Source organism: Quyinboa mangrovi (assembly GCF_042219825.1).
GTDB lineage: Bacteria > Bacteroidota > Bacteroidia > Bacteroidales > UBA5342 > JBHJHP01.
This window is the reverse complement of sequence record NZ_JBHJHQ010000006.1, coordinates 145,570-170,056: the sequence shown is the minus strand read 5'-3', so window position 1 is coordinate 170,056 and position 24,487 is coordinate 145,570. Positions and strand designations below refer to the sequence as shown.

Genomic DNA, 24,487 nt, shown 5'->3' with positions numbered 1-24,487 from the left:
TTAACCTGAAATCATCCTGTCATAATCCTGAATATGCTGTGGATCGATAATCTTTAAAATAGTACCAATCTCACTTCGGGTAGCCGCATCATGCGGCTTAAACAGATTTATAAATTCTTCATATTTGGTATCGGCAAAAATCTGGAACAGTATTGCCGTAGGTTGTTTTCTGTACGGGTCCTGTAAAGTTGGAATAGCCTTTTTTATGTTTTCCAGACCTTCTACAGGATTATCAGCCATGAGATCAAGCCCCTTTCTGTGATAGTTATATATAAACATCCTGAAGGGTTTAAAATCATCGTGCAGCAGTTGCTCAATCAACCAGTACCTGTTCGTCCTGCTTTCCATGGCCTTCCAACCTGATTGCGATGCATTCTGAGCATTATTGACGATGTGCTCAGATACCTGGAAAAACTGTTGCCCACCCATCGGAGCGAATGAATCATAATCCATTCCAAGTATGATATATGCATAATATGCCAATACAGCTGTCAGGTTATTATCAAATGTGTTTTCATTGAATATGAGCGGATCAAACTCCACAAACGAAAATGCAAAATTCTTGTCAATATAATTAAACATCAGGGTATTGTACGAAGAATTATATACAGGACGACGTGCCTGAATAGTGAGAGTGCCTGAGAAATTCTCGTTATTCTGCATATCGGTCAGATTGATCAGAAAATTGCAGTCAATCCTTTCTTTCGGTTTAAACTCATCATTAGTCCATTTGCGGTTATTCATAAACTCACTAATGGTTTTCTCCATGTTCTCAAATATGGCGACATTGGTGCTTTGAATGGAACGGTGTGTCACAGAAACTTTACAGTTAAACTCCTGAGCCCGCATCGTGCCAAAGATTAATAAAAATACTATAATTACCAGATTCCTCATCTATTATGTCTTTTGCGTTCTGTACTAAAACGAACGATAATCTGAATTATTTCAGAACAAAAATAATCAATTTATAAGTCAAACCTTTTAAGTTGCTCAGTAATTAATACCGAAACCATTAGATGTAAATTGTGAACCGATCATCTTCTACCAAAATACAGAAAACTAAATCATCAACTATCTTGTGTCTTATGTCCTGCGTCCTGCATCTGATGTAAATCCAGATGCTCTTTAACTTTTTCGGCTACTTCGTCCATTAACCATCTGGGGGTGGATGTGGCACCACAAATGCCTATATTATGCTTCGCTTTCAACCAGCTGTAATCGAGTTCATCCACGGATGAAATAAAATAAGAATCAGGATTCGTTGATTTACAGGCCTCGAAAAGCATTTTACCGTTTGAACTTTTTTTACCGCTGACAAATAAAATTAAATCATTTTTCTTCGCAAACTGCTTAATGCCGGGAACACGCCTTGACACCTGTTTACATATAGAGTTATGCATCTCCAACACGCCATTGTCTCCCAGACGGTTTAGTATTTCTTGTTCAACAGAAAGCAGTCCTTCCTCCTGTTTGGTAGTCTGCGAGTACAAATAAATCGGTTGATTAAAGTTCAATCCATCCAGATCATTCTCATTTTCCACAACAACAGCCTCATCATCAGTCTGCCCTACCAATCCGTTAACCTCAGCATGTCCCTTTTTTCCGTAAATAACTACAAGTCCGTTGTCCTGCTTTGCCGATTCGAACCCTTTTTTAACGCGTTTTTGAAGCTGTAGCACAACAGGACATGTTGCATCAATAAGCGTAATGTTGTTGCTTTGTGCTGTTTCGTAAGTTGATGGTGGTTCGCCGTGTGCACGTAACAAAACCGTAACATTTTTCAAAGTTTTGAAGGTATTGTAATCAATGGTTTTCAGACCAAGTTTTTCCAGCCGCTCCACTTCCATACTGTTATGTACTATGTCTCCCAGACAATACAGTTCTTCTCCCCTGTTCAGTACATCTTCAGCTTTTTTAATAGCATTGACAACTCCAAAACAAAAACCCGACCCGCCATCAATTTCAATCTTATATGCCATCAGCTATTCTTTTTCGCGCAATGGAAAGTACTTTGTCAAGCTGCTGACTCTGATTCAGCATACTGTTATCCAGTTCAATTGCATCAAGCGCTTTTCGTAAAGGGCTTTCCTTTCTGCTGGTATCGTACTGATCCCTGTGGTTTATGTTTTCAAGTATTTCCTTGAAACTTACATCATAATCTTTTGATTTTAATTCATCAAACCGTCTCTTAGCTCTGATCTCCGGTTTAGCTACCAGAAAGATCTTAAGTTCAGCCTTAGGAAAAACAACCGTCCCGATATCCCTGCCATCCATAACAATGCCCTTCTCTTTTCCAATCTGACGCTGCAGCTGTACCATTTCTTCTCTGACAAATTTTAAGGCACTTACCTGACTTACATACTTTGACACCTCCATTGAACGAATTTCTTTCTCCACATCCTTACCATTTAACAAGGTAATATTTTCATTATGCAAAGGATCATAACGAAACCCGACCTGAATATCGTGCATAGCAAATTTCAGACTTTCAGCATGTACATTATCATCCTGAATAATATGGTTTTCAAGGCAATAGTAAGTTACGGCACGGTACATTGCACCGGTATCAACATATACATAACCTAACTCCTTTGCCAGGTCTTTGGCAAGCGTACTCTTGCCGCAGGATGAATATCCGTCAATTGCAATAATTATTCTTTTACTCACGATCGTTAATTTGTAACAAATATAAAAAACTTTGAACTGTACTTTTTTCTGAATTTGGAATTAGTTAAACAAAATTTATCCACAAATGGCTTAAAGTGGCATATTTATAGTATTTTCACACAAAAGAACAGTAATGTTAATAAAACTATACGAAAAAGATACCAACCAGAAACAGGTTGAAGAGGTTGTGGAGATACTCCGGAATAATGGAGTTATCATCGTCCCGACTGACACAATATATGCTTTCTGCTGTTCTTTAAATAACCCGAAAGGTATTGATAAAATTCATCAGCTTAAACGTAATAAATCATACAATCTCTCTTTACTGTGCAGTGATCTGAGTCAATTATCCCAGTTTACAAAACCTATTTCCAACCCGGTATTTAAACTGATGCGAAATAATCTTCCGGGACCTTTTACGTTTATTCTTGAAGCAAATAATAATGTTCCCAAGTTATTCAGAAGCAAAAAGAAAAGTATTGGGATTCGTGTTCCTGATAACAATATAATTAAAGAGATTACATCGCTTTTAGGCGTGCCCCTGGTTGCAACATCCATCCACTCAGATGATGTTGTACAGGAATACATAACTGATCCGGAACTTATTCATGAAAAATTCGAAAATCTGGTGAACCTGGTCATTGATGGTGGTTATGGCAACAATACTCCATCTACTGTAATTGATTGCACACTGCCCGAACCTGAAGTCATCAGAGAAGGTGCCGGAGAAATCGTCTGAAGAGTGAAAAATAAATAGAGATCAACTAGATATAAATTTCCAACTAATCTTTGTGTAAGTCCTATATCTTAAATCCTGCGTCCTGGTTCCTGTATCTAAATTCACCTTTTCATAAAACGGTCCATATGCCGCTTGTCATCTTTTTCCTTTAGGGTCTGACGTTTATCGTATTCCTTTTTACCTTTTGCAAGTGCAATCTGAAGTTTAGCGTATCCCTTCTCATTAATGAACAGTCGCACAGGAATAATAGTTAGTCCGGATTCCTTGATCTTCCGGTCCAGTTTACGCAATTCTTTTTTCTGAAGCAATAATTTACGGTCGCGTGTGGTATTGTGATTATTATAGGATCCATAAAAATATTCCGAAATATTCATTGATTTAATCCATAACTCACCATTTGCAAAATAACAATAAGAATCAACAAGGCTTGCTTTGCCGTTACGAATCGATTTAATTTCGGTTCCGGTCAGAACTATTCCAGCTGTAAACTTTTCTATCAGCTCATAATCAAACGTTGCCCGCTTGTTCTTAATATTAATATTATTCTGCTTTTTTTCCATTAAAATCCAGGCATTAGAATGCGTAACAAACTAAACACAGCATAGTTTCCTGCAATGATCACAAATGAACAAAACACCACAAAACTGGCTTTATCTTTTTCATCTACGTTAAATATAGGCGTCACACCTTCCCAGATAATATAAGCTGTATATAAGTTGAGTATCTTCAGAAAGAAAAGTTCAGGAAACAGCTCTGTAACAAATTTTATGGCAAAAATTACTGCAGATGAATAGGCAACAAAGCGAAACACATTGTTCCTGTCCTGTGTAAGATTAAATTTAGGCATCAGAAAATAAATCGCCCCCATGCTGACATATATACTGGAAAAGAGACTCACAAAAACGAGCAACGCTTTTTTCAGCGATTCCTCCACATTAAATCCCTCTAAATATATTGCAGTTCCAATAAAAGCTGCAATAGCAGACAAAGCAATTAACGGTAATGCAAACTGATGTACAACATTCAGACCGGTCAGCTCATCCTTTTGAATTTCCTTCCATTCCGCAGAAGGAGAAATGATTATATTCTTTAAGCGGTTAAATAAGGATTTGTAACTCATACAATGCGTTTATGAGCGCAAAATTAAACATTTTTATACATGGCCTGCAAATTAAAGTGAACTGTTAACTAATATTACTTTTTTCTTTGTTATTTTGACCCGGAATATGAATAAGAACCCGGATTCAACATATAATCTGCTTACTGTAATCGGCCCTACAGCTTCCGGGAAAACAGGTTTTGCTGTCGCTTTGGCCAAAGAACTGAATGCAGAGATCATTAGCGGAGACAGCCGCCAGCTTTACCGTGGAATGGATATTGGAACCGGCAAAGATCTGGTGGAATATTCATTGGACGGCACAACAATTCCTTATCACCTGATTGATATCGTAGATGCGGGATACAAGTATAATGTATATGAATATCAGCGCGATTTTGTTTCGGCATTCGAAGATATTTCCGGTAGAGAAAAACTCCCGCTATTGTGTGGCGGAACCGGTTTGTATATAGAGGCTGTATTAAAAGGATATAAACTTGTTAATGTACCCCAAAACCCGAAACTGAGATCAGCTTTGGAACAAAAGACATTGCACGAACTGGAGGATATATTAAAAAGCTATAAGTCATTACATAACAGCACCGACACAGATACTAAACGAAGAGCAATCCGCGCTATCGAAATCGCTGAATACTATTCTACCAATCAAATTGACGACACCGATTATCCTGAGATAAATTCTTTACTGATCGGAGTTTCAATCAACAGGGAACTGAGAAGAAAAAAAATTACGGCAAGGCTTAAGACCCGCCTCGAAGAAGGGATGATAGACGAAGTAAAGGCCTTGCTTGAAAAAGGCATTACTCCCGAAGATTTAATTTATTACGGTTTGGAATACAAGTTTGTCACCCAGTATCTTATCGGTGAACTTACATATGATGAAATGTTTGAATCACTTGAAATAGCCATACATCAGTTTGCAAAAAGACAAATGACCTGGTTCAGGGGAATGGAAAGACGTGGCTTTAAAATTCACTGGATTGATGTAAACCAGCCACTGAATGAAAAAATTGAAAAAGTAAAATCACTTTTTTATGGAACTGTTCGATAAAGATCATCTGGTTAAACTGGCTAATACGCGCATGCCTTTCGGAAAATATAAAAACAGGTTCCTGGTTGATCTTCCGGAGCCTTATCTGGTTTGGTTCCGCCAAAAGGGATTCCCTGAAGGTAAACTTGGTGATATGCTTAAAGAAATGTATGAAATTAAAGTCAATGGTCTCGAAGGTTTAATACGCCCTCTTATCAGAAGATGATCATCAGGCATTATCGACCAGGATACTTTCCTGAAAATTAATTACCCTTCCGGGGAATACTTCAAGCAGGCTGGAGTTATGCGTCGCCATTAGTATTGTGGTGCCTTCATCCCTGATTTGCTTCAGTATTTTCATAATTTGGGTCGAAGTTTCAAAATCAAGGTTACCTGTTGGTTCATCCGCAAGAATTAGTTCCGGTTTATTTAAAAGTGCTCTTGCAATGGCAATGCGTTGTTGCTCACCACCCGATAATTCATGTGGCTTTTTATACCCTTTATTCTTCATCCCTACATGATCCAGTACTTCGTTTATCCTGTTTTCAATTTTCTTTTTATCCTTCCAGTTGGTAGCTTTCAGAACAAATTCCAGGTTGGCACTCACGTTACGATCATACAATAATTGAAAATCCTGAAAAACAATGCCTATTTTTCTACGCAAATAAGGAATTTCTCTGTTCTTAAGTTTTTTCAGGTCGTAGCCTGCTACTTCTCCTTCTCCATTCAAAAGTGGAATATCGGCATAAAGTGTACGTAAAAGGCTGCTTTTTCCGGTTCCGGTTTTACCTGTTAAATAGATAAACTCACCTTTTTTAACCTCAAGGTTTACATTTTTCAGAACTACGAGTTCCCTGTGACTTATTTCTGCATCCTGCAACCGTATGACAACTTCTTCGTTATCCATAGAAAAATTTTTTCCGAAGATACTAAAATTTACAGCGAATTAAAACGGACGTGAATCTCCACCGCCGGACCTGTTAAAATCGTTTGATTGTGAATTAAACTCATCTTCATAGCTGTTCATTTTTGAACTGAGTGTAATTGGCTCTCCTGCTCCCGGATAGTTACCGGTAAAATCATCTTCCGGATCAATGAACTTAGCCAACTCTTTTCTGAACCTGATCTGTACCGTACCGGTGGCACCATTACGATGTTTTGCTATGATAACTTCAGCTACACCAATTAAATCATTTCCGTCGGGATCTTCAGTTATCCCATAGTATTCAGGACGATGAATGAATAATACCATATCTGCATCCTGTTCTATTGCTCCGGATTCGCGAAGGTCAGCCAGCTGAGGTCTTTTCCCTTCGTAACCTGTTCGTCCTTCCACACCACGGTTCAACTGCGAAAGTGCCACGATAGGTACATTCAGTTCTTTAGCCAATCCTTTTAATGAACGCGATATTAAACTCACCTCCTGCTCCCTGCTCCCCGGTTTCATGTCTTTGGCATTCATCAACTGAAGGTAATCGATAAAGATTGCAGAGATGTTATGTTTTTGCTTCAGGCGACGACACTTAGCCCTGAGTTCAAATATTGACAAACCGGGAGTATCATCCACAAAAATCGGCGCATCCTGAAGATTTTTAATCTTATGATTCAAATGATCCCATTCTTCATGGCTCAGGCGACCGTTCTTGATTTTTTCCCCTTCAATTTCACATTCACTTGAAATAAGTCGGTTAACCAACTGTACATTTGACATTTCAAGTGAGAAAATAGCTATTGGACGGTCAAAATCAAGTGCAATATTTCGGGTCATGGATAATATAAAAGCTGTTTTCCCCATCGCCGGACGGGCAGCCAGGATAATAAGATCTGAATTTTGCCACCCGGATGTAATTTTATCAAGTTTCCTGAAACCTGACGGCACACCACTCAATCCTTCTTTTTGTTTTGATGCTTCCTCGATATTATGAATTGCCTCTTCAATAATCGGATTGATCTGTGTTGTTTCATTTTTAACACCTACCTGGGAAATTTCAAAAATGCTGTTTTCAGCACTTTCAAGCAATTCATCCACATCCAGACTCTCATCGTAAGCATTGTTCTGAATTTCAGTTGAAACACGAATCAGTTCGCGCTGCAGATATTTTTGAGCTATGATCCTTGCATGGTATTCAATGTGAGCTGCTGAGGCTACCTTTGTGGTCAACTGAGATATATACACAGGACCACCAATTTCCTCCAGCTGTCCTTTCTTTTTCAGTTGCTCAGTTACAGTAAGCAAGTCGATCGGTTCTTCTTTTGAGAACAAATCAACAACAGCAGAATAAATAATTTGATGGGCTTCTTTATAAAACGAGTCTGTTCTTAATATATCCCCAACAGCAGGATACGCACTTTTTTCAAGCATTAGAGCCCCCAGAACTGCTTCTTCAAGTTCTATTGCCTGTGGCGGCAGTTTTCCAAATTCATTTGCCGGGACTGTCGGTTTATATTGTGCAGACCTCGTGTTTTTCTGAGCCATAATATTCCTGTTTATACGTAGAAGTTATATAAATTAATAGGTTTCCCCAGGTAGAAACTGACGTCAAATTTAATAAACACAATGCAGAAATCAGATTCGAAATCTCAGTTTGTTGACGACTTCTTTATTGGGCTATGAGTCAAAAACATAAGGAATCTATATTTGTTTATAAATTGTGAATATATATATTCTGCCTTCCGGAATTGCAGCTAAAGTGAAGATAATTCATTTTGTATAGTTATTTTTGTTTAAAACTGATCCAATGATTCTGCACCCCAATGCCAAAATAAATATCGGGCTGGATATTATTGAAAAACGTCCGGATGGCTATCATAATCTGGAGTCACTTTTCTATCCGGTTCCGCTAACTGACAGGCTTGAAATAACACCTGCCGATGCATTCAAATTCACAGAATCAGGTATAAAACTGGATTCTGAACCTTCAGAAAATCTGGTTCTGAAAGCATATCATCTGCTTAATAATAATTTCAGGCTACCATCTGTTGCCATTCATTTACACAAGTCTATTCCCTTTGGAGGTGGTTTAGGTGGTGGATCATCTGATGCCTCCTACTGCCTCAATGGTTTGAACCGCTTATTTAATTTAAATATTGGCGAAACTCAGCTCGCAGAACTATCAGCCAGGATTGGAGCCGACTGTCCTTTTTTTATATACAATAAACCGGCTATGGTTTCAGGCATTGGCGATATAATTGAACCTGTAGATTTTAGTTTGAAGGATTATTTTCTGGTGTTGGTAAAACCGGATGTTGGTGTTCCCACACCATTGGCATATAAAAATATTGTACCTTCCAGGCCTAAAAAGAAAATTTCCGGAATACTGGAACAACCTTTAAGTACATGGAAATATGAACTTAAAAACGATTTTGAAAGCTCTGTTTTTAAATCATTTCCTGAATTTAAAGTTATTAAGGAGAAATTGTATGCCAACGGTGCACTTTATGCTTCAATGTCGGGCAGCGGCTCAACATTCTACGGTTTGTTTGAAAAGGAAGTTGATATTGAAGATGAGTTCATTAATATGTTTTATTTTTCCTGTCTGTTATAAAGGTAACGTAAAATAGAAAGCTGTTCCCTTGTTTTCTTCCGATTCAAACCAGATATCACCTTCAAGTAGCTTTAAAATACCTTTACATATGCTTAAACCTAGTCCTGCACCTTCGTGATATATGTCTTCTTCCACTTGTCTGAACCGCTCGAAAATAATGTATTGCTTATCAACTGGAATGCCTTTTCCTGTATCTTTAACGTAAAATTCAAGATAACCTGAGCCATCTTTAGATTTCACTTTATATCCCACTTCAATACTGCCTTGTTTGGTAAATTTAAAGGCATTGTTAATCAGGTTATCCAATACTTGTTCCAAGCGTTGAATATCACTTCTGATCTGCAGATCATCATTTTTAACAGGTGTATTGATTATAAAATCAATGTTCCCATTTGCACCATAAATATCCAGACTCTGATATTTTTGCGATACATTCCGCAGTACTTCATTGACATTGAAACGTGACTTGGTTACACTGAGCTGACCAGCTTCAATCTTGGAGATATCAATAATATCGTTAATGATTCGTAACAGATTATTCCCGGAATTATTTATTAATCCAAGAAACTGCTTTATTTCCTCCTCATCAGCTTCCTCATCCTTTAATAAATGAGAAAATCCAAGAATGGCATTCAGCGGAGTCCGTATTTCATGGCTCATATTCGCCAAAAATGCCGATTTCAAACGATCACTTTCTTCCGCTTTTTCCTTTGCCAGTTTATATTTAAGGTTCTCCTCTTCAATTTTCTTGTTTGATTGTTCCAATCTACTCGATCCCAAAACCGCTAATACACCAGAACTTATCAGAAAAAAATTATTATTTAAAAACCAGGTGAATTCTTTCGAATGAATTCCATGTGATAATAATCCCTGCCAAAAAACCGCGACAGAATTATATGAGATCATTATTACAAAAAATAAAATTATTGAATAAAAAAACGAAAATTTAAAAACAAAGCCAGCCCATAAAAACAATAAAATCAAACCCGGATAATATCCCCAAAATGCAAATTCATTTGGTGAAGATAAAGCAATCATAAAGACGATGCCTATGGCTCCACACAATAAAAGAGCAAGCAATTTTTCGTTAGTATTCTTAAGAAAACTTTTGTGAAATGAGTAAAGATACATAAGAAGAACAGCTGGCAAGACTATAACGAACCGGATAAACCATGCTGATTCATAATTCTCAGGCAACATAAAGATATCTAAAATGCCAAATAGGCCATACACTAGAAAACCAGATATAAAACCTATACGGATATCTTTTAAATCTGTGGACCTCTGCAACGAATTATTAACTTTACTATTCGGCATCTTAAATATTTAGATGTTCAAAATTAAAAAAAAATTAATATAATGTATGAAAAAAACAGAAAAAGTTAATTAATCGTTAATGAAAAAGCACAAAAAAAGGATAACCAAGTAATAACTACTTAATTATCCTTTATATTTCTTTCAAACTTTAATTTAACATTTAATATGCAAAAACAGATTTACATTTTCAGGTTCACGACCGATATTAACTTGAGTGAAATTGTATCCTGCTTTCATTGCTAATGTAACCAGTTCCTCTTCAGTTCGGTGTTGTAAGAACCATTCACCCATAATTTCCATAAAGTCACGACTTGGATTATGTCGTTCATTAAAATTTCCAATAATAATCTCTCCACCTGGCTTTACCCATTCCTTCATTCTGGAAAGCACCATAATAAATGCTTTCTCGTTAAAATAGTCAAATAATCCTGCTGACCATACAACATCAAATTTCTTTTCTGTTTTAAAACGGAGAATATTTGCATTAATAAATTCAATATAAGAACTATGTTCGCTGTTTAATTTTTTTGCAAATGCAAGTGCATCACTGTCCAAATCGACACAGGTTGTCAACAATTTATTCTTATTATCTATCTCATCATATAACTCTTTAACATCTCTTGCAGGTCCACTTGCAAGGTTCAATAAATCAAGTTTATCACTAGCATTATCTATCTTATGATGCATTTTTGATTTGAAATACTTTTTCCTGTTTCTTACAGCTTTAAGTGATGAATGAGTATGAGCATATTTATCCCAAATTTTGAATTTTTCAATTTCAGAATGATGATAGGTATAAATCTTATCAATAATCATGTAATCACCTGCATAACCCTGAGGCTTTCTCAAAGCATGTCCCTGCAAGGTATTCATCAAAAACTCATTACCAAAACTTCTATTAATAATTGCGATATCCGACTTGTCAAGTTCATTACTTCTTACAGCATCGCCAATTCTTATTATTAATTTATCAAGTAATCTAAAATCATTCTCAGTAATGTTTTTTCGAGAGATAGACTCCACCTGCTCCATCAACTGAGACTTTGTTACCGATTGAGATAGTATTTTTGCATCCATGGGGAATTAGAATTGAGGGTTATATGTGTAATTTAATTTTCCTTTCATAATACAATAATCACAAGCGATTAATAATGACATTTAAAATCAATAATGTTGTTAAATATTTAAGGTTATATTACCTGTTCAAATTATCCAACGGCTTTAATTATGGACATAACAAAATTTGGGGTTATACATTAATTAACGCGTTATGAACAGTTACAAATATTGAAATATTTATTTGAAAAATAAAGCAATTTGCTAAAAATTTTAACATATAGCTCTTACTTTATATCTACATAACAAATTCAAATTGAATATTTTGCGACCTTTTCTTTTCTTATTTAGAATAAAAAAGGATACCGAATGCTTGAAAAATTTAACATTTATTTCCTATTCTGAATCAAAAACCAGCTATATGATACTCCTCTTAAATAACTGTATACTTGACACTTAAAACATGCTGAAATAAACCCTTTCAGATTGAAAAGGGCATTGAAAAGGGCATTCAAAAGGGCATTCAGAAGGGCATTCAGAAGACTTACTCTTATAAAATTATTTTCAATTTCAGTGAATTAAGAATTGTTTTAAATAAAAAATAAGTGGCCAATAATTTTTAGTTATTTTTTTGAAAAAAAAGCATCAATCAGCAATTTCCAGGTGCATAATACAGCAAATAATGCTGTTAAATTATACAAATTGGTCTTAAAAAACCTGTTTTCTACGGATTCTCAGGGATACTTTAAGTTTTTTGAGGCTCAGGAAGTACCATAAATTTCACAAATACGAACATTGATAATGCCAAAACGGCACTTATTAAAAATACATAACTAAAATGGCCGCCGATAAAAAAGAAAGCAGCAAAAACGGGTCCAATGGATTGACCAATCCGGAGTACCATGCCATTGACTGACATAAATGCTGCCCTTTCAGATAATGGTGCCAATCCGACTAACATTGTTTGCACGTTAGGAATAAAACTTCCATGTGCCAGACCAAACAAAATTGTTGCCAGGATAAGAAGCGGCCACGAGTCGGCAAACGCATAAACTGAAAGGCTTATCGCATATAAAACCGAACTAGCATACAACATTTTGTATGTTGTAAATTTTTCAACAATCCTGGAATATTGAGACGAAGTTAATGCCGTGGTGATTGACATCAGCGACATAATACTTCCAATGGTCAGAGTACCTACATCAAATCTTTCCTTAACCATTAATGGCAAAAATGTAAGGTAAGCGCCATATAGTACTACGAAAGCAAGAATATTTGAAATAAACAGTCCCCAGACAATTTTACGGTTAATGGTATCCCATACACGGTTCATATAGTCCCAGAATTTCACCTTTCCTTTTAAGGCAGGTACATTCAGGTTAAAATAAACGATAGCTATAAGCGGAATTATCAATGCGGGAATATAAAAAATAGTACGCCAGTCAATCGCTGCCAATGCGCCCCCAATTGCAGGAAACGAGGCCGTACCAATACTCAGGACACTGGCATTAAGTCCCATCACTTCCCCTCTTCTTTTGCCTTCAAAAAGATCCCCAATTAACGTAACATTTAAGGATCCCAAAGCTGAAGCTCCCACGCCCTGAATAAAACGCATAACCAGAAGCATCTGATAAGTTTCCTGAAACGCACACAGAAAACCGCCTATACCAAACAATGCCATAGAAGGGATCAGAATTGTCTTACGTCCGTAACGATCTGCAAGAATACCCATTACAGGTGTTAAAACTATTCCGGGTACGGTAAAAACAGTAATCAGGTATCCGACCTGTGTTTCATTCAAACCAAACTGTTCCATGATAACCGGAAATGCCGGGGCTAAACTTGCCACACCTGAGACACCGAACAAGGTGATCCCGAAAATTATATAAAGCCTGGAGTCTTTTAAAACTGATTGATTCATATTTAAATTTATTCTTCCTCAGGCATTTCAAGCGCCTGAACCGGAGCAATAGCATTTCCTGCAATACCTCTCACGGAATGATACATATGGTTGGTATTCAGCAATACTTTCTGAATTTGTTTTTCTCTTCTCTTCCAGGCTCCTTCCATAGCCCTGCGCTCTCTGTCCAGATCGTTTTGCATTTCAGTAAATCCTTCAACAATAGCTTCAATCTGTAACCGGAATTCATTACTGGTAAGATAATCATATAGCATCACCATCTTATCACCCTTGTTTTCCTGCGATGCCACGGCCTGACTAAGTTGCACCAATGATTCGCGTAATACCGCACAAAGGCCTTTAAATTCTACATAATTGCAAATCCATACTCCATCCTTCATACCCATACGGTCCATATCCTTTGGCATGGCCTCGGTTACAATTACACCAATGTTGGCATTCATATCCCGCATGTCGTTCCTGAATTTTTCAATCCATGCCGGCTGAAAATCCTTGGTTCGCTTACTCTCGTAATAAATCACGCCACAATTCTGGTGCGAACGGGTATTTACAATCTGCTTACAATCCGCTCCCCGCACACCTTTTCGAACTTCTTCAATTGTATCCAGTGGAAACTGTTCCCGCAAAAACTCTTCGATTGCCAATTCCTGAACCTCTCCCTGCATCTGCATAGATCCCTGTTCCGCTTTGCGCTTCATCTCATCCACCTGCTCTTTCAACTGATTGATAAGTGTGTCCTTTTCTTTCAACCGAAGCTCACTTTTTTCAATGGCCATTTTTTCAAGCCGCTCCCGTTCCTTTGCAATTTCTTCATTTATCTTTTTCTGAGCTTCCGCCTCCACAACATCTCGCAGTTCTTCCTTTTCCCGCTTCAGTTTTTCAATTTCTGCCTGTTTTTTATTCAAATCCTTTACCTTTTCGCTTTTCTCAAGCAATTCTTTACGCATGGATTCAAAAACCTCCTCCTGTTCCTCCTTCAGTGACTTTTTAAGTTCTGCTTCCAGCTTTTCCCGTTCACTTTTCAACTTATTCTTTACATCCTCGCTAACTTTTCTCTCTATATTTTCCTTTTGTTCCTCAATCAGTTTGCGTTCGCTTTCAACATCATCCTGAAGTTTTTTGAATTTCTTCCTTTCTTCACTTAAATAATTCTGGTACCTGTGTTTGAAATCCTCTTCCATCTGCCTGTACAGAATTGCATTTACATCAATCGCATAACCACAATTGGGACAGGAAACCTGATTTTCACTCTTTTTATCCATAGATTCTTTCTTTGAAAACCAAAGATAACGGAAGACATTGATAAAACCAACCTGAAGTTTTGCATGATTTTTGTATTTTAGCACGATACTTAACACATACTCAAATGAAAAAACATTTTATACTCTTTTTTTTTCTGATTTCAATATTTTCATTTTCTCAAAAAAGACCCGTTCAGATTTCAGATTTTAACAACTGGAATTCTATAACTGAAATAAAACTTTCAAATAGTGGTAATAAAATCGCCTACCGGCTTAAACCAGGAAAGGGTGATTCCAGAACCATCGTTTACGATGTAAATAAAGATAAACCAGATACCTTTTATCTATCTACCGGCCTTAAATTCAGCGGAGATGCAAATCTAGCTGCCTTTAAAATTGAACCATCTCTTCAACAGGAACGTGAGGCAAAAAAAATGGAGAAGCCTAAGGCTAAACAGCCAAAAGATTCTCTTGGCATTTACCTTTTCGCAAAAGATTCAATCGTTAAATTTCCAAAACTGAAGAATTTTGACATCCCAGAAAAAAATGGAAACTGGGTGGCGTTTACCACTGAAGAAAAGTATTTACCTCCTGAAGATACTACAATAGCCGACTCTCTTAAGACTAAAAAACCTAAGCTGCCAAAGGGAGGAAATAACCTGGTCATTTTTAACGGTTCAACTCTGGATACTATCCTGATACGAAATGTTACGGATTTTCACTGGTCAAAAGAGGGAAATATACTTGCTTATGCCGTTGAAAAAGAAGATTCCGTCACAACTTCATCCGTGCATTATTTTGATCCGAAAACACTGCAAAAGCATACCATAAACACAATTACTGGTAAAGTGACTAAACTGACAACGGATGACGACGGGAAACAAATGGCCTGGCTAAGTTCCACCGATACCCTTAAAGTTAAGACATGGCAACTGGAGTTTTATACAATCAAAGACAATAAGGTAAGTATAATAGCAGATACACTTTCCAAGGCCTTACCAACTGGCTGGGCACCTTCAGAACATGCCGGACTTTCCTTCTCAGAAAGTGGTGAAAGGTTATATTTCGGATCAGCACCAAAACCTGTTCAGGAACCTAAAGATACGCTGTTAAACGGCGAAAAGGTTAGTTTGGATATCTGGTCATGGAATGATCTGGAGCTTCAACCCCGGCAAAAAATAAACCTTAAACGTGATGAAAACAGGACTTTTGCTGCTGTTTATCTCGTAGATAAAAATAAGGTGGTTCAACTGGCAGATGAAAACCTTAAATATGTGCGATACAGTACAAAATGGGATAAAAAATATGCCTTGTTATATACAGCTGATCCTTATCTACGCACAAGCAACTGGACCGGTAAATTCATTAACGATTATTATGTATCGGATATAAATACCGGAGAACGTAAACTTTTGGTTAAAGCTAAAGATCGAGTCAATATTTCTCCGGACGAAAAATATGCGGTATACTTTCAGCCTTCTGACAGCAACTATTATATCAGTGACATTAGAAAAGGAAAATCGCATATTCTTAATAAAGGCATCTCAACCATGCTGGTTAACGAGGAGAATGATATTCCCTTTGATCCGGGAAATTATGGCATTGGAGGATGGAGCAAAAATGATGCATACATCTATTTGTACGATCGATATGACATCTGGCAGGTTGACCCTAAAGGCAAAACTGATCCGATCAACCTAACTAACGGCAGGGAATCAAAAACAAGTTACAGATTTATTGATCTGGATAAGGATCATGACTACATGGATCCGGGACAGAAACAACTCCTGAAAGTCTTTGATGAAAAAACCAAGGATGCAGGTTATGCAAATCTGGATTTACAAACTTACAGTGGACCAGTAAATATCCTTTTTGACGCCAAATATTACAGTAATCCGATAAAGGCAGACGATTCTGAGCGGATGTATTATACACGACAGGACTGTAATGAATACCCCGATTTATGGGTTTGCGACAGGGAGATGACCTTCAACAAAAAAATATCGGATGCCAATCCTCAAAAAAATGATTTTATATGGAATACCGTGGAGCTGGTAAAATGGCGTTCTTTCAATGGTGATGAACTTGAAGGTCTGCTTTACAAACCCGAAAATTTTGATCCGGAGAAAAAATATCCGATGATGGTTTACTTTTATGAGCGTAACGCGGATAATCTCAACAGGTTCAACTCGATATACCCGAGTTATTCAACCATCAATAAAACACTTTATACCAGCAATGGGTACCTTGTTTTTGTTCCCGACATAAAGTACAGAATTGGCTATCCGGGTCAGAGCGCATATGAATGTATTGTAAGTGGAGTTGAAAGTCTTATTGACAGGCATAATTGGTTAGATGCCGACCATATGGCACTTCAGGGACAAAGCTGGGGAGGTTATCAAACCGCTTACCTGGTGACCCAAACCAATATGTTTGCAGCAGCAATGGCGGGTGCCCCGGTAAGCAATATGACAAGTGCTTACGGAGGAATTAGATGGGGTTCCGGATTGAGTCGGATGTTTCAGTATGAACATACCCAAAGCCGAATAGGAGGTACATTATGGGAAAAACCACTGCTTTACATAGAAAATTCTCCACTTTTTTATGCGAATAAAGTTAAAACACCGTTATTAATTATGCATAACGACAACGATGGAGCCGTTCCATGGTATCAGGGAATAGAATATTTTGTGGCCTTACGGCGTTTAGATAAACCGGTGTGGATGTTGTCTTACAATAACGAGCCACATAATCTGAAGCCATCCAGCTGGGGTAACAGAATGGATCTGTCGACAAGGATGAAACAGTTTTTTGATCATTATCTGAAGGACGAAGAGGCTCCTGACTGGATGATCAACGGTGTAAAGGCAGTTGACAAAGATTTAATGAAAGGGTTTTAATATTAATCATATATTTAATAATATTGCACAAAATAACAGAAAGTCAGATATGAAAAGAATAATTTCGTCAGGAGTATTACTTGTATTTCTTATAAGTAGCATGGTTGCTGAATCTCCCCTGGATCTGGGCATAAAAGGTGGAATTACTTCATCAACGTTTACAATTGACAAAGTACAGAATATATACTATGGTAACGAAAAGCTTACATACAGCGGTAGTGAATTTATACAGGATGCGTCCAATGGATTAAGTATCGGCTTATTTGCGAGGCTCAAAATGAAGCGGCTCTTTTTACAACCAGAAGCAAACTTTGTGGTTCGTAATGGTAAAATGAACCTGGACGTTGTGGATACCCAGGTGAATACAGGCACCGAAAATGCAACTGTTTTAACTGCAGTTACACAGGGCATACAACTGTCCACATTGGATATTCCCGTATTGTTCGGAATAAAAGCGCTTGACCTAAAAGTTTTAAAACTGAACCTGTTTACAGGACCGTCAGCTTCCATTATATTAAATGAAAAAATCGACCTGACACCAAAATTCAATGTATCAACAGATCAAACCATTGAATCGAAAGGTGTTTCCATTAATAAACCATTTGAAGACGGATTTGATCTGGCTCAGGAACTGGAAACTGCAAACTGGAACTGGCAGGTTGGCGCTGGCCTTGATATCGCAAATTTTTATGTGGATGTAAGATACGAATATGGACTGAACGACATAACCAAACTCGACTTTGTTCAAAAAACCAATATGCTGATGTTTTCAGTCGGCTTTAAATTCTTTTAAAATATTCAAGCCTCTTCGGAGGCTTTTTTTATACCATCTTCGCGAGAACTATAACCGCATTAATTTTCGGTATTTCATTGCAGGTTTATATTTTTGTAGTAAAATTTAATTGTATGCAGGTTGCTGAGAATATTAAAACGATAAAATCCACACTGTCAGAAAATGTAACGTTGGTAGCTGTTTCAAAAACCAAACCCGAAAACATGATTATGGAAGCATTTGCTACCGGACATCTTGATTTTGGTGAAAACAAGGTACAGGATCTGACGGAAAAACATGACCACCTGCCCAAAGATATTCACTGGCATTTTATAGGACACCTTCAAACCAATAAGGTTAAATATATTGCCCCTTTTGTATATTTAATTCATGGTGTTGACAGTTTTAAATTATTACATACAATAAATAAAGAAGGTGAAAAGAACAACAGGATCATTTCCTGTTTGCTTCAACTTAAAATTGCTGAAGAAGAGACAAAATTTGGCTTATCAAAAGATGAAATCAACGATATTCTTACATCCAATGAATTTAAAGCGCTTCAGAATGTAAAAATTAAAGGGCTGATGGGAATGGCTTCATATGTTGAAGATGAAAATCAGATCAACCGGGAATTTAAATCCCTGCAAAGCTTTTTCAGTACATTAAAGCACGAATTTTTTAACAATGATCCGGACTTTACAATCCTTTCTATGGGCATGTCGGGAGACTATGAACTGGCGGTAAAAAACGGGAGCAACATGGTTAGGATCGGCAGTTCTATTTTTGGTGAGCGGGAGTATAAAAAATGATTTTTGGTACACAGCCAAGAATAGTTATATTTGCTTTATAAAATTCATTATATCAGATGATAAGTTTAAAGACTTCTTATTTAGGCCTTGAGCTTGAGAACCCACTTATTGCTAGTAGTTCCGGCCTCACCAACTCCGTAGAAAAAGTATTGGAACTTGAGAAAGCAGGCATTGGAGCCGTGGTTTTAAAATCGTTGTTCGAAGAACAGATTAATATGAATGCGGGCAACGCCATGGACCAAAGTCAGGATTATCCCGAAGCATATGATTACGTAAAAAATTATGTGCGTTCAGAAAATCTTGAAAGCTATCTGAAGCTGGTACGCGAATGTTCCGAGCAGACTAGTATTCCTGTTATCGCAAGCATTAATTGCTATTCGGGAGGTGAATGGGTGGATTTTGCAAAACGCATAGAAGAAGCAGGAGCTGATGCACTAGAATTGAATGTGTTTATCATGAACGCATCGTTAAAGGATGATTCATCATTCGATGACAAACACTATGAAATAGTACGCAAGGTCAAAAAAGTAGTCAGCATTCCGGTATCGGTTAAAATAAGCTACTATTTCAACAATATTGTAAAAGTGGTAGACAGATTGAAAGGAGAAGGCGCAGAAGGGGTAGTTCTCTTCAACAGGTTCTATCAGCCTGATATAAACATTGATAAACTGGAACTTACCGCTTCAGATATATTTAGTGTTCCAAGCGACCTTCACAATACATTACGTTGGGTTGCCATTACATCAGGGCAGACCGACCATATCGATATTTCAGCATCCACTGGTGTTCATGACTGGGACAGCGTCATAAAACTTATTCTGGCGGGTGCTCAAACCGTACAGGTTTGTTCAGCTCTTTATAAGAACGGAAATGGTATTGTTTCACAGATGACCACTGCACTTGAAGAATGGATGAATCAAAAGGGATTTAATACCCTGAAAGATTTCAGAGGGAAACTGAACTACAGCAATAGTGAGGACCCTGCATTTTACGAGCGTGTGCAGTTCATGAAGTACTATTCATCGCATAAATAGAGAATTTCAGTATTGAATTTTGCTGTAAATCAATCTGTTCTTAACACACCGGAATAATTTTCATATTTTTTTAAAAAAATATTTGGTGTGATTAAAATAACAGTCTATATTTGCAGCCGCAAACGAGAAAAAAGTTTGCCAAAAAACACATGTTGGCCCGTTCGTCTAGGGGTTAGGACGCAAGATTTTCATTCTTGAAACAGGGGTTCGATTCCCCTACGGGCTACAAATTAAAAGATTAAAGAACAGATTAATGGCACATCACAAATCAGCATTAAAAAGAATTCGTCAGACACAGGCAAGAAGATTGCATAACAGATATTATGCAAAAACTGCGCGTAACGCAGTTCGCAAGTTGAGAAGCATTACTGACAAAACTGAAGCTGCAGAGTTGTTACCTAAAGTTTCTTCAATGCTTGATAAGCTTGCTAAAAAGAACCTGATCCACAAAAACAAAGCAGGTAACTTAAAATCGAGTTTAACAAAACATGTGAACGCTCTTTAAGAACTGCTTTAAAGATACTGCAAAGCCTTTCAATTTTTTGAAAGGCTTTTTTTGTGCCCGTAGATTTCTTAAATTTGGTTTGATAAACACCCAAACCAAACTAAAATGAGCTCCAACATCACCATTAAAAACTGGGCACTGGAGGATCGCCCACGCGAAAAGATGCTTTACAAAGGATCCTCCGCCCTCTCCGACGCCGAACTGCTTGCCATTCTAATAGGTTCCGGTACCAGGAAAGAATCTGCGGTAGAACTTTCAAGAAAAATTCTGGCCGAAGCAAACAACAATCTTCCTAAACTTGGAAAGCTCAGTGTAGATGAGCTTGTAAAAAAATTTAAAGGCATAGGACCTGCGAAGGCAATAACAATAGTCGCTGCCCTGGAACTGGGCAAAAGAAGAAATCTGCACGAAGTGAGTCAAACGGAAAAAATCACCTCAAGTAAAGATGTGTATAAACTGTTTCAGCCCGTTATGGCAGATTTAAACCATGAGGAATTCTGGGTACTGTACATGAACCGGTCTAATAAAATAATCTCGAAACGAAGGCTCAGCCAGGGCGGTGTAAGCGGAACTGTAATCGATCCACGACTTGTATTTAAGCCTGGCTTGGAAGTACTGGCCAGCAGTGTCATCCTTTGTCATAATCATCCATCAGGAAATAATTCTCCAAGCGATGCTGATATTCAGATTACAAAAAAGTTAAAAAAGGCAGGAGAAGTACTTGACATTTCGGTACTGGATCATCTGATTATTTGCGAAAGCTCGTATTACAGCATGGCTGATGAGGGAATAATTTAAAACATACTCCAGTTATAGACATAAAAAAAGGTGTCTGAAAAGGCACCTTTTTTTTAACTTAACAAATCCATTTTGAGATTACTAAGAAAAGAACCTGCAAAACAGAACATTTAGTTAATGGTTACTCATACCGGTAACCTTTAACTCTGATAATCAGCTCGCCAAACCCTATGAAAGCTCTATAGAGTTTTTGTTTAATAGCGTTGACCGTCTTCATAATAATTGTTTTTTAATATTAAATTAAGCAATCACAAAACAAATTTACATTATATTAATACCAAATCCTAATTTTTAATGTATTTATTTTACTTTCAATTAATAATTAGATTGCATTTATTGGCATAATCAAGTGATTTGAAGAAAATTAATTAATCTTAAATTGATAATAAATACATCAGGATTCAACAATAAAAAACCAGGCTGGTGCATGAAATCAAACTCCCTTCATTCTGAAAGGATGATTTTTGAAGAATGAAAAAAGTTCTATAAATGTGTATAAAATTGTACAGCGTATTATTCAGGCTTCTTTTATAATGCGCTTAATGCCCAGCTCATTAGACAACATTCTTAAAATGATAGAAAGAGCTAAAAATGTGGTTCCCGGCTTCAGACTGGTCACAACAACCTGTGAATTCATTTTAATATGAAAAATGACCAAAGCGATAATAAATACGTCAAGCATGCTCCATTTATCCGAAATATAGTGTGAAAGATTAAACAACTTCATCTTTTTAAAAGGCGGATAAAAGAGAGAAGCTCCTAAATGAATAAATTTAACAATGGGAAACACAATAGTAAAAAAGAAAATAACAGAAGCCAGAAAATATTCTTTCCCATGCCAGAAGTATACAATTGAGTCCCATAATGTTGTTTCGGTATAACCAAAAGAAATAATCAGCTGCTTTTTGGTCGACATAATGGGCAGTGAAAGTCCCAGATAAAAGAAAAATACTGCCAGCATTAACAACATAGCTGCAAGGTACCACCTTAAATCAGGCTTTCCATTGCTATTCAATCGATATTTCAATCTTTGTTTTATCGTCTGTTGAATCTGAATCAAGAATCTTCAAAAATTCCTCGCCAATCTCCTTCAACGCTTTAAGTCCTTCTTCCAGCCCTCCTTTCAGGTCATTTCCATTGCGATAGAGTGCATATTTTATGGCCAATTTTTTTACGGCAATTTGTTCCTTTACGTCCAGCTCATCCTTAAACGATAAATACCATTCGTCCGTAAACTTATTGAACTCTTTATCTTTTTTCTCCCACACTTCATCCGTATAGTCTTTATACGACTCTCCCACATTTTCAACAAAACTGTTGAACTGGGCAAGATAGGCATCTTTGGATCGCGGCTCAAACGAACAACTATTCAGTACAGAAATAAGCATAACACTGATGACAAAAAAAACTTTAGAGGTCTTCATTCGTTTTAATCTTAAGTTAAACAGTATTTTTAGAACGTAAAAATCCTTTATAAAGTTACACCGAATTACTATAAAATGAAATTTGAAACCAGATTAATCAAAGGTACACTCATAAAACGTTATAAACGTTTTCTTGCTGATGTGAAACTCGAAAACGGCGAAATCGTAACTGCCCACTGCACCAATTCAGGAACAATGAAGAGCTGCCTGGAAGACGGTGCCGATGTTTATCTTTCACCGGCAAAAGATCCGAACAGAAAAACAAAGTTTACCTGGGAAATGATACAAATTAATGGTGACTGGGTCGGGATCAACACCATGAACCCAAACAAATTTGCCTTTGAGGAGATCAGTGCAGACCGCATTGCAGGATTAACCGGATATACATTCGTAAAACGAGAAGTGAAATATAAGGACAGCCGTTTTGATATCATGACTGAAAAAGAAGGAGAAACCTGTTTTATCGAAGTCAAAAATGTAACATTGAACGAAGACGGAATCGCTAAATTTCCGGATGCGGTTACCACAAGAGGGTTAAAACATCTTCAGACATTAATGGATGTAAAAGAAAACGGAATGCGTGCCGTGATGCTGTACATCATTCAGCGAATGGATGTAAATCATTTTGAACCGGCACGGGATATTGATCCTGACTATGCCCGGAAACTTCTTGAGGCACACAAGAAAGGCGTTGAGATTATTCCGCTACAGGTTAAAGTGACCCCGGAGGAAATTGTAAGTCATAAAATTTTACACTATATTCTTGAGCCGGAAATAACAGAAAACGTTTAATAAAAATATACTAAAATGAGTGTGTTACTTGAATTTGCGATGTTCCCAACCGATAAGGGGGAAAGTGTGAGTCATTATGTGAGTCGTTTACTAAAGGTGATAAGGGACAGTGGAGCGACCTATGAGCTTACACCTATGGGAACCGTAATTGAAACTGAAACAATGGATGAAGCACTGGCTATGATCAAAACCTGCTACGACCAACTGGAGCCGGATTGCAACCGTATTTATTCATCATTGAAATTTGACATTCGCAAGGGTAAACCTGGTCGGATGAAAAAAAAGATGCAATCTATTCGCGATAAAATCGGTGAGGTATAATCTATTTCAAGTTATATATTTCAGATTTTATAAAACAATATCAGGCTGTACGCCTAACCGGTTACAGTTTGGCAATGCACATCAATCTGATGATTGAAGCTAATTCCGTAATGCAAGGTAACGCTGACTCTGATTTATCACTATTTCAACTTCTAAATCATCATTTTTGTAATATCATTTTACGTGTCTCAGTAAAACCGGCTGTTTTGATCTGGTAAAAATAAACTCCGTCATCCAAATCGGCGGCATTAAAACTTATCTCATACAATCCTGCCGATTTTTTCTGATTCACTAAAACTGAAATTTCTTTGCCTGAGGCATCAAACACTTTAAGCGATACAGGACCGGTTTCAGGATTCCTGTAAGTGATTCTGGTTTCTGAACTGAAGGGATTAGGATAGTTCGGTTCTGGAAACAAATTGGTATTTTCCCCATCCGGTATTATATTCGCTAAGGTTATTCCTCCACCATTTGTTGTTTTAAGAATAACCCCGTTTCT

At 37.2% G+C, this 24,487-nt stretch carries 26 protein-coding genes and 1 tRNA gene; 13 read left to right on the top strand and 14 right to left on the bottom strand.

Annotated elements, in window-relative coordinates:
• The 3 genes from porD to cmk all read right to left on the bottom strand — a co-directional run bounded on the left by porD (position 1) and on the right by cmk (position 2,667).
• A complete protein-coding gene (gene porD, locus ACE1ET_RS13925) occupies positions 1 to 894 on the bottom strand; it encodes a type IX secretion system protein PorD (protein WP_375729026.1) in 894 nt (297 codons plus the stop codon).
• A gap of 173 nt (positions 895 to 1,067) precedes the next feature.
• Positions 1,068 to 1,979: a 4-hydroxy-3-methylbut-2-enyl diphosphate reductase gene (locus ACE1ET_RS13920; RefSeq protein WP_375729025.1), complete on the bottom strand. Its 912-nt coding sequence runs from the start codon at positions 1,977 to 1,979 to the stop codon at positions 1,068 to 1,070.
• Positions 1,969 to 2,667 (bottom strand): (d)CMP kinase, encoded by a 699-nt coding sequence (gene cmk / locus ACE1ET_RS13915; RefSeq protein ID WP_375729024.1) that lies wholly within the window; start codon positions 2,665 to 2,667, stop codon positions 1,969 to 1,971. The genes ACE1ET_RS13920 and cmk overlap by 11 nt, the downstream gene beginning before the upstream one ends.
• A gap of 133 nt (positions 2,668 to 2,800) precedes the next feature.
• Between cmk and ACE1ET_RS13910 the strand changes: the two genes are divergently transcribed.
• The gene (locus ACE1ET_RS13910) at positions 2,801 to 3,406 is read left to right on the top strand and encodes an L-threonylcarbamoyladenylate synthase (protein ID WP_375729023.1); all 606 of its coding nucleotides are present in this window, start codon (positions 2,801 to 2,803) and stop codon (positions 3,404 to 3,406) included.
• A 101-nt stretch (positions 3,407 to 3,507) separates the two neighbouring features.
• Here ACE1ET_RS13910 and smpB read toward each other — a convergent pair whose 3' ends face one another.
• Positions 3,508 to 3,966, bottom strand: a complete 459-nt coding sequence (gene smpB, locus ACE1ET_RS13905; protein WP_375729022.1) for an SsrA-binding protein SmpB — start codon at positions 3,964 to 3,966, stop codon at positions 3,508 to 3,510.
• Complete coding sequence (locus ACE1ET_RS13900; protein ID WP_375729021.1) at positions 3,966 to 4,526, bottom strand: Yip1 family protein; 561 nt, start codon at positions 4,524 to 4,526, stop codon at positions 3,966 to 3,968. Before ACE1ET_RS13900 ends, smpB begins: the two co-directional genes overlap by 1 nt.
• A 106-nt stretch (positions 4,527 to 4,632) precedes the next feature.
• On the opposite strand from ACE1ET_RS13900, the gene miaA reads away from it, so the two are divergent.
• Both miaA and ACE1ET_RS13890 read left to right on the top strand, forming a co-directional pair.
• Positions 4,633 to 5,574: a tRNA (adenosine(37)-N6)-dimethylallyltransferase MiaA gene (gene miaA, locus ACE1ET_RS13895; protein ID WP_375729020.1), complete on the top strand. Its 942-nt coding sequence runs from the start codon at positions 4,633 to 4,635 to the stop codon at positions 5,572 to 5,574.
• Positions 5,558 to 5,779: a DUF3820 family protein gene (locus tag ACE1ET_RS13890; RefSeq protein ID WP_375729019.1), complete on the top strand. Its 222-nt coding sequence runs from the start codon at positions 5,558 to 5,560 to the stop codon at positions 5,777 to 5,779. Before miaA ends, ACE1ET_RS13890 begins: the two co-directional genes overlap by 17 nt.
• 3 nt (positions 5,780 to 5,782) lie before the next feature.
• On the opposite strand, the gene ACE1ET_RS13885 is transcribed toward ACE1ET_RS13890, so the two are convergent.
• Together ACE1ET_RS13885 and dnaB are read right to left on the bottom strand one after the other, a co-directional pair.
• Complete coding sequence (locus ACE1ET_RS13885; RefSeq protein ID WP_375729018.1) at positions 5,783 to 6,460, bottom strand: cell division ATP-binding protein FtsE; 678 nt, start codon at positions 6,458 to 6,460, stop codon at positions 5,783 to 5,785.
• A gap of 39 nt (positions 6,461 to 6,499) precedes the next feature.
• Complete coding sequence (gene dnaB / locus ACE1ET_RS13880) at positions 6,500 to 8,029, bottom strand: replicative DNA helicase (RefSeq protein WP_375729017.1); 1,530 nt, start codon at positions 8,027 to 8,029, stop codon at positions 6,500 to 6,502.
• A 262-nt stretch (positions 8,030 to 8,291) separates the two neighbouring features.
• Here dnaB and ispE point away from each other — a divergent pair, with 262 nt between their 5' ends.
• Entirely contained in the window at positions 8,292 to 9,098 is an 807-nt protein-coding gene (gene ispE, locus ACE1ET_RS13875) for a 4-(cytidine 5'-diphospho)-2-C-methyl-D-erythritol kinase (protein WP_375729016.1), read from the top strand.
• On the opposite strand, the gene ACE1ET_RS13870 is transcribed toward ispE, so the two are convergent.
• From ACE1ET_RS13870 to ACE1ET_RS13855, 4 genes are all read right to left on the bottom strand, one after another.
• Positions 9,093 to 10,004 (bottom strand): sensor histidine kinase, encoded by a 912-nt coding sequence (locus tag ACE1ET_RS13870; RefSeq protein ID WP_375729015.1) that lies wholly within the window; start codon positions 10,002 to 10,004, stop codon positions 9,093 to 9,095. The genes ispE and ACE1ET_RS13870 overlap by 6 nt on opposite strands.
• A gap of 564 nt (positions 10,005 to 10,568) precedes the next feature.
• The gene (locus ACE1ET_RS13865; RefSeq protein ID WP_375729014.1) at positions 10,569 to 11,492 is read right to left on the bottom strand and encodes a class I SAM-dependent methyltransferase; all 924 of its coding nucleotides are present in this window, start codon (positions 11,490 to 11,492) and stop codon (positions 10,569 to 10,571) included.
• 724 nt (positions 11,493 to 12,216) lie between these two features.
• A complete protein-coding gene (locus ACE1ET_RS13860; protein WP_375729013.1) occupies positions 12,217 to 13,392 on the bottom strand; it encodes an MFS transporter in 1,176 nt (391 codons plus the stop codon).
• Positions 13,393 to 13,400: 8 nt separating this feature from the next.
• On the bottom strand, positions 13,401 to 14,654 hold the full coding sequence (locus tag ACE1ET_RS13855) for a DUF2130 domain-containing protein (protein WP_375729012.1): 1,254 nt from the start codon (positions 14,652 to 14,654) through the stop codon (positions 13,401 to 13,403).
• 104 nt (positions 14,655 to 14,758) lie between these two features.
• Between ACE1ET_RS13855 and ACE1ET_RS13850 the strand changes: the two genes are divergently transcribed.
• The 7 genes from ACE1ET_RS13850 (at position 14,759) to radC (ending at position 21,451) form a co-directional block, all read left to right on the top strand.
• Positions 14,759 to 17,533: an alpha/beta hydrolase family protein gene (locus ACE1ET_RS13850; protein ID WP_375729011.1), complete on the top strand. Its 2,775-nt coding sequence runs from the start codon at positions 14,759 to 14,761 to the stop codon at positions 17,531 to 17,533.
• 49 nt (positions 17,534 to 17,582) lie between these two features.
• The gene (locus ACE1ET_RS13845) at positions 17,583 to 18,326 is read left to right on the top strand and encodes a porin family protein (protein WP_375729010.1); all 744 of its coding nucleotides are present in this window, start codon (positions 17,583 to 17,585) and stop codon (positions 18,324 to 18,326) included.
• 113 nt (positions 18,327 to 18,439) lie between these two features.
• Positions 18,440 to 19,114: a YggS family pyridoxal phosphate-dependent enzyme gene (locus tag ACE1ET_RS13840; protein ID WP_375729009.1), complete on the top strand. Its 675-nt coding sequence runs from the start codon at positions 18,440 to 18,442 to the stop codon at positions 19,112 to 19,114.
• A gap of 56 nt (positions 19,115 to 19,170) precedes the next feature.
• On the top strand, positions 19,171 to 20,148 hold the full coding sequence (locus ACE1ET_RS13835) for a dihydroorotate dehydrogenase-like protein (RefSeq protein WP_375729008.1): 978 nt from the start codon (positions 19,171 to 19,173) through the stop codon (positions 20,146 to 20,148).
• A 154-nt stretch (positions 20,149 to 20,302) separates the two neighbouring features.
• Positions 20,303 to 20,374: transfer RNA gene (locus ACE1ET_RS13830), tRNA-Glu, on the top strand.
• 27 nt (positions 20,375 to 20,401) lie between these two features.
• The gene (rpsT, locus tag ACE1ET_RS13825) at positions 20,402 to 20,653 is read left to right on the top strand and encodes a 30S ribosomal protein S20 (protein WP_375729007.1); all 252 of its coding nucleotides are present in this window, start codon (positions 20,402 to 20,404) and stop codon (positions 20,651 to 20,653) included.
• A gap of 105 nt (positions 20,654 to 20,758) precedes the next feature.
• Positions 20,759 to 21,451, top strand: coding sequence for a RadC family protein (gene radC, locus ACE1ET_RS13820; protein ID WP_375729006.1), 693 nt, complete (start codon positions 20,759 to 20,761; stop codon positions 21,449 to 21,451).
• 517 nt (positions 21,452 to 21,968) lie between these two features.
• Here the strand turns inward: radC and ACE1ET_RS13815 are convergent.
• Positions 21,969 to 22,478, bottom strand: coding sequence for a paraquat-inducible protein A (locus ACE1ET_RS13815; RefSeq protein ID WP_375729005.1), 510 nt, complete (start codon positions 22,476 to 22,478; stop codon positions 21,969 to 21,971).
• Positions 22,459 to 22,875 carry a DUF6565 domain-containing protein gene (locus ACE1ET_RS13810; RefSeq protein WP_375729004.1) on the bottom strand — a complete coding sequence of 139 codons (417 nt, stop codon included), beginning with the start codon at positions 22,873 to 22,875 and terminating at the stop codon, positions 22,459 to 22,461. Before ACE1ET_RS13810 ends, ACE1ET_RS13815 begins: the two co-directional genes overlap by 20 nt.
• Positions 22,876 to 22,950: 75 nt before the next feature.
• Here ACE1ET_RS13810 and sfsA point away from each other — a divergent pair, with 75 nt between their 5' ends.
• Positions 22,951 to 23,667 (top strand): DNA/RNA nuclease SfsA, encoded by a 717-nt coding sequence (gene sfsA / locus ACE1ET_RS13805; RefSeq protein ID WP_375729003.1) that lies wholly within the window; start codon positions 22,951 to 22,953, stop codon positions 23,665 to 23,667.
• Between the two features lie 15 nt (positions 23,668 to 23,682).
• Positions 23,683 to 23,988 (top strand): MTH1187 family thiamine-binding protein, encoded by a 306-nt coding sequence (locus ACE1ET_RS13800; protein WP_375729002.1) that lies wholly within the window; start codon positions 23,683 to 23,685, stop codon positions 23,986 to 23,988.
• A gap of 160 nt (positions 23,989 to 24,148) precedes the next feature.
• Here the strand turns inward: ACE1ET_RS13800 and ACE1ET_RS13795 are convergent, their stop codons facing one another.
• Complete coding sequence (locus ACE1ET_RS13795) at positions 24,149 to 24,406, bottom strand: T9SS type A sorting domain-containing protein (RefSeq protein ID WP_375729001.1); 258 nt, start codon at positions 24,404 to 24,406, stop codon at positions 24,149 to 24,151.
• Positions 24,407 to 24,487: the final 81 nt, after the last annotated feature.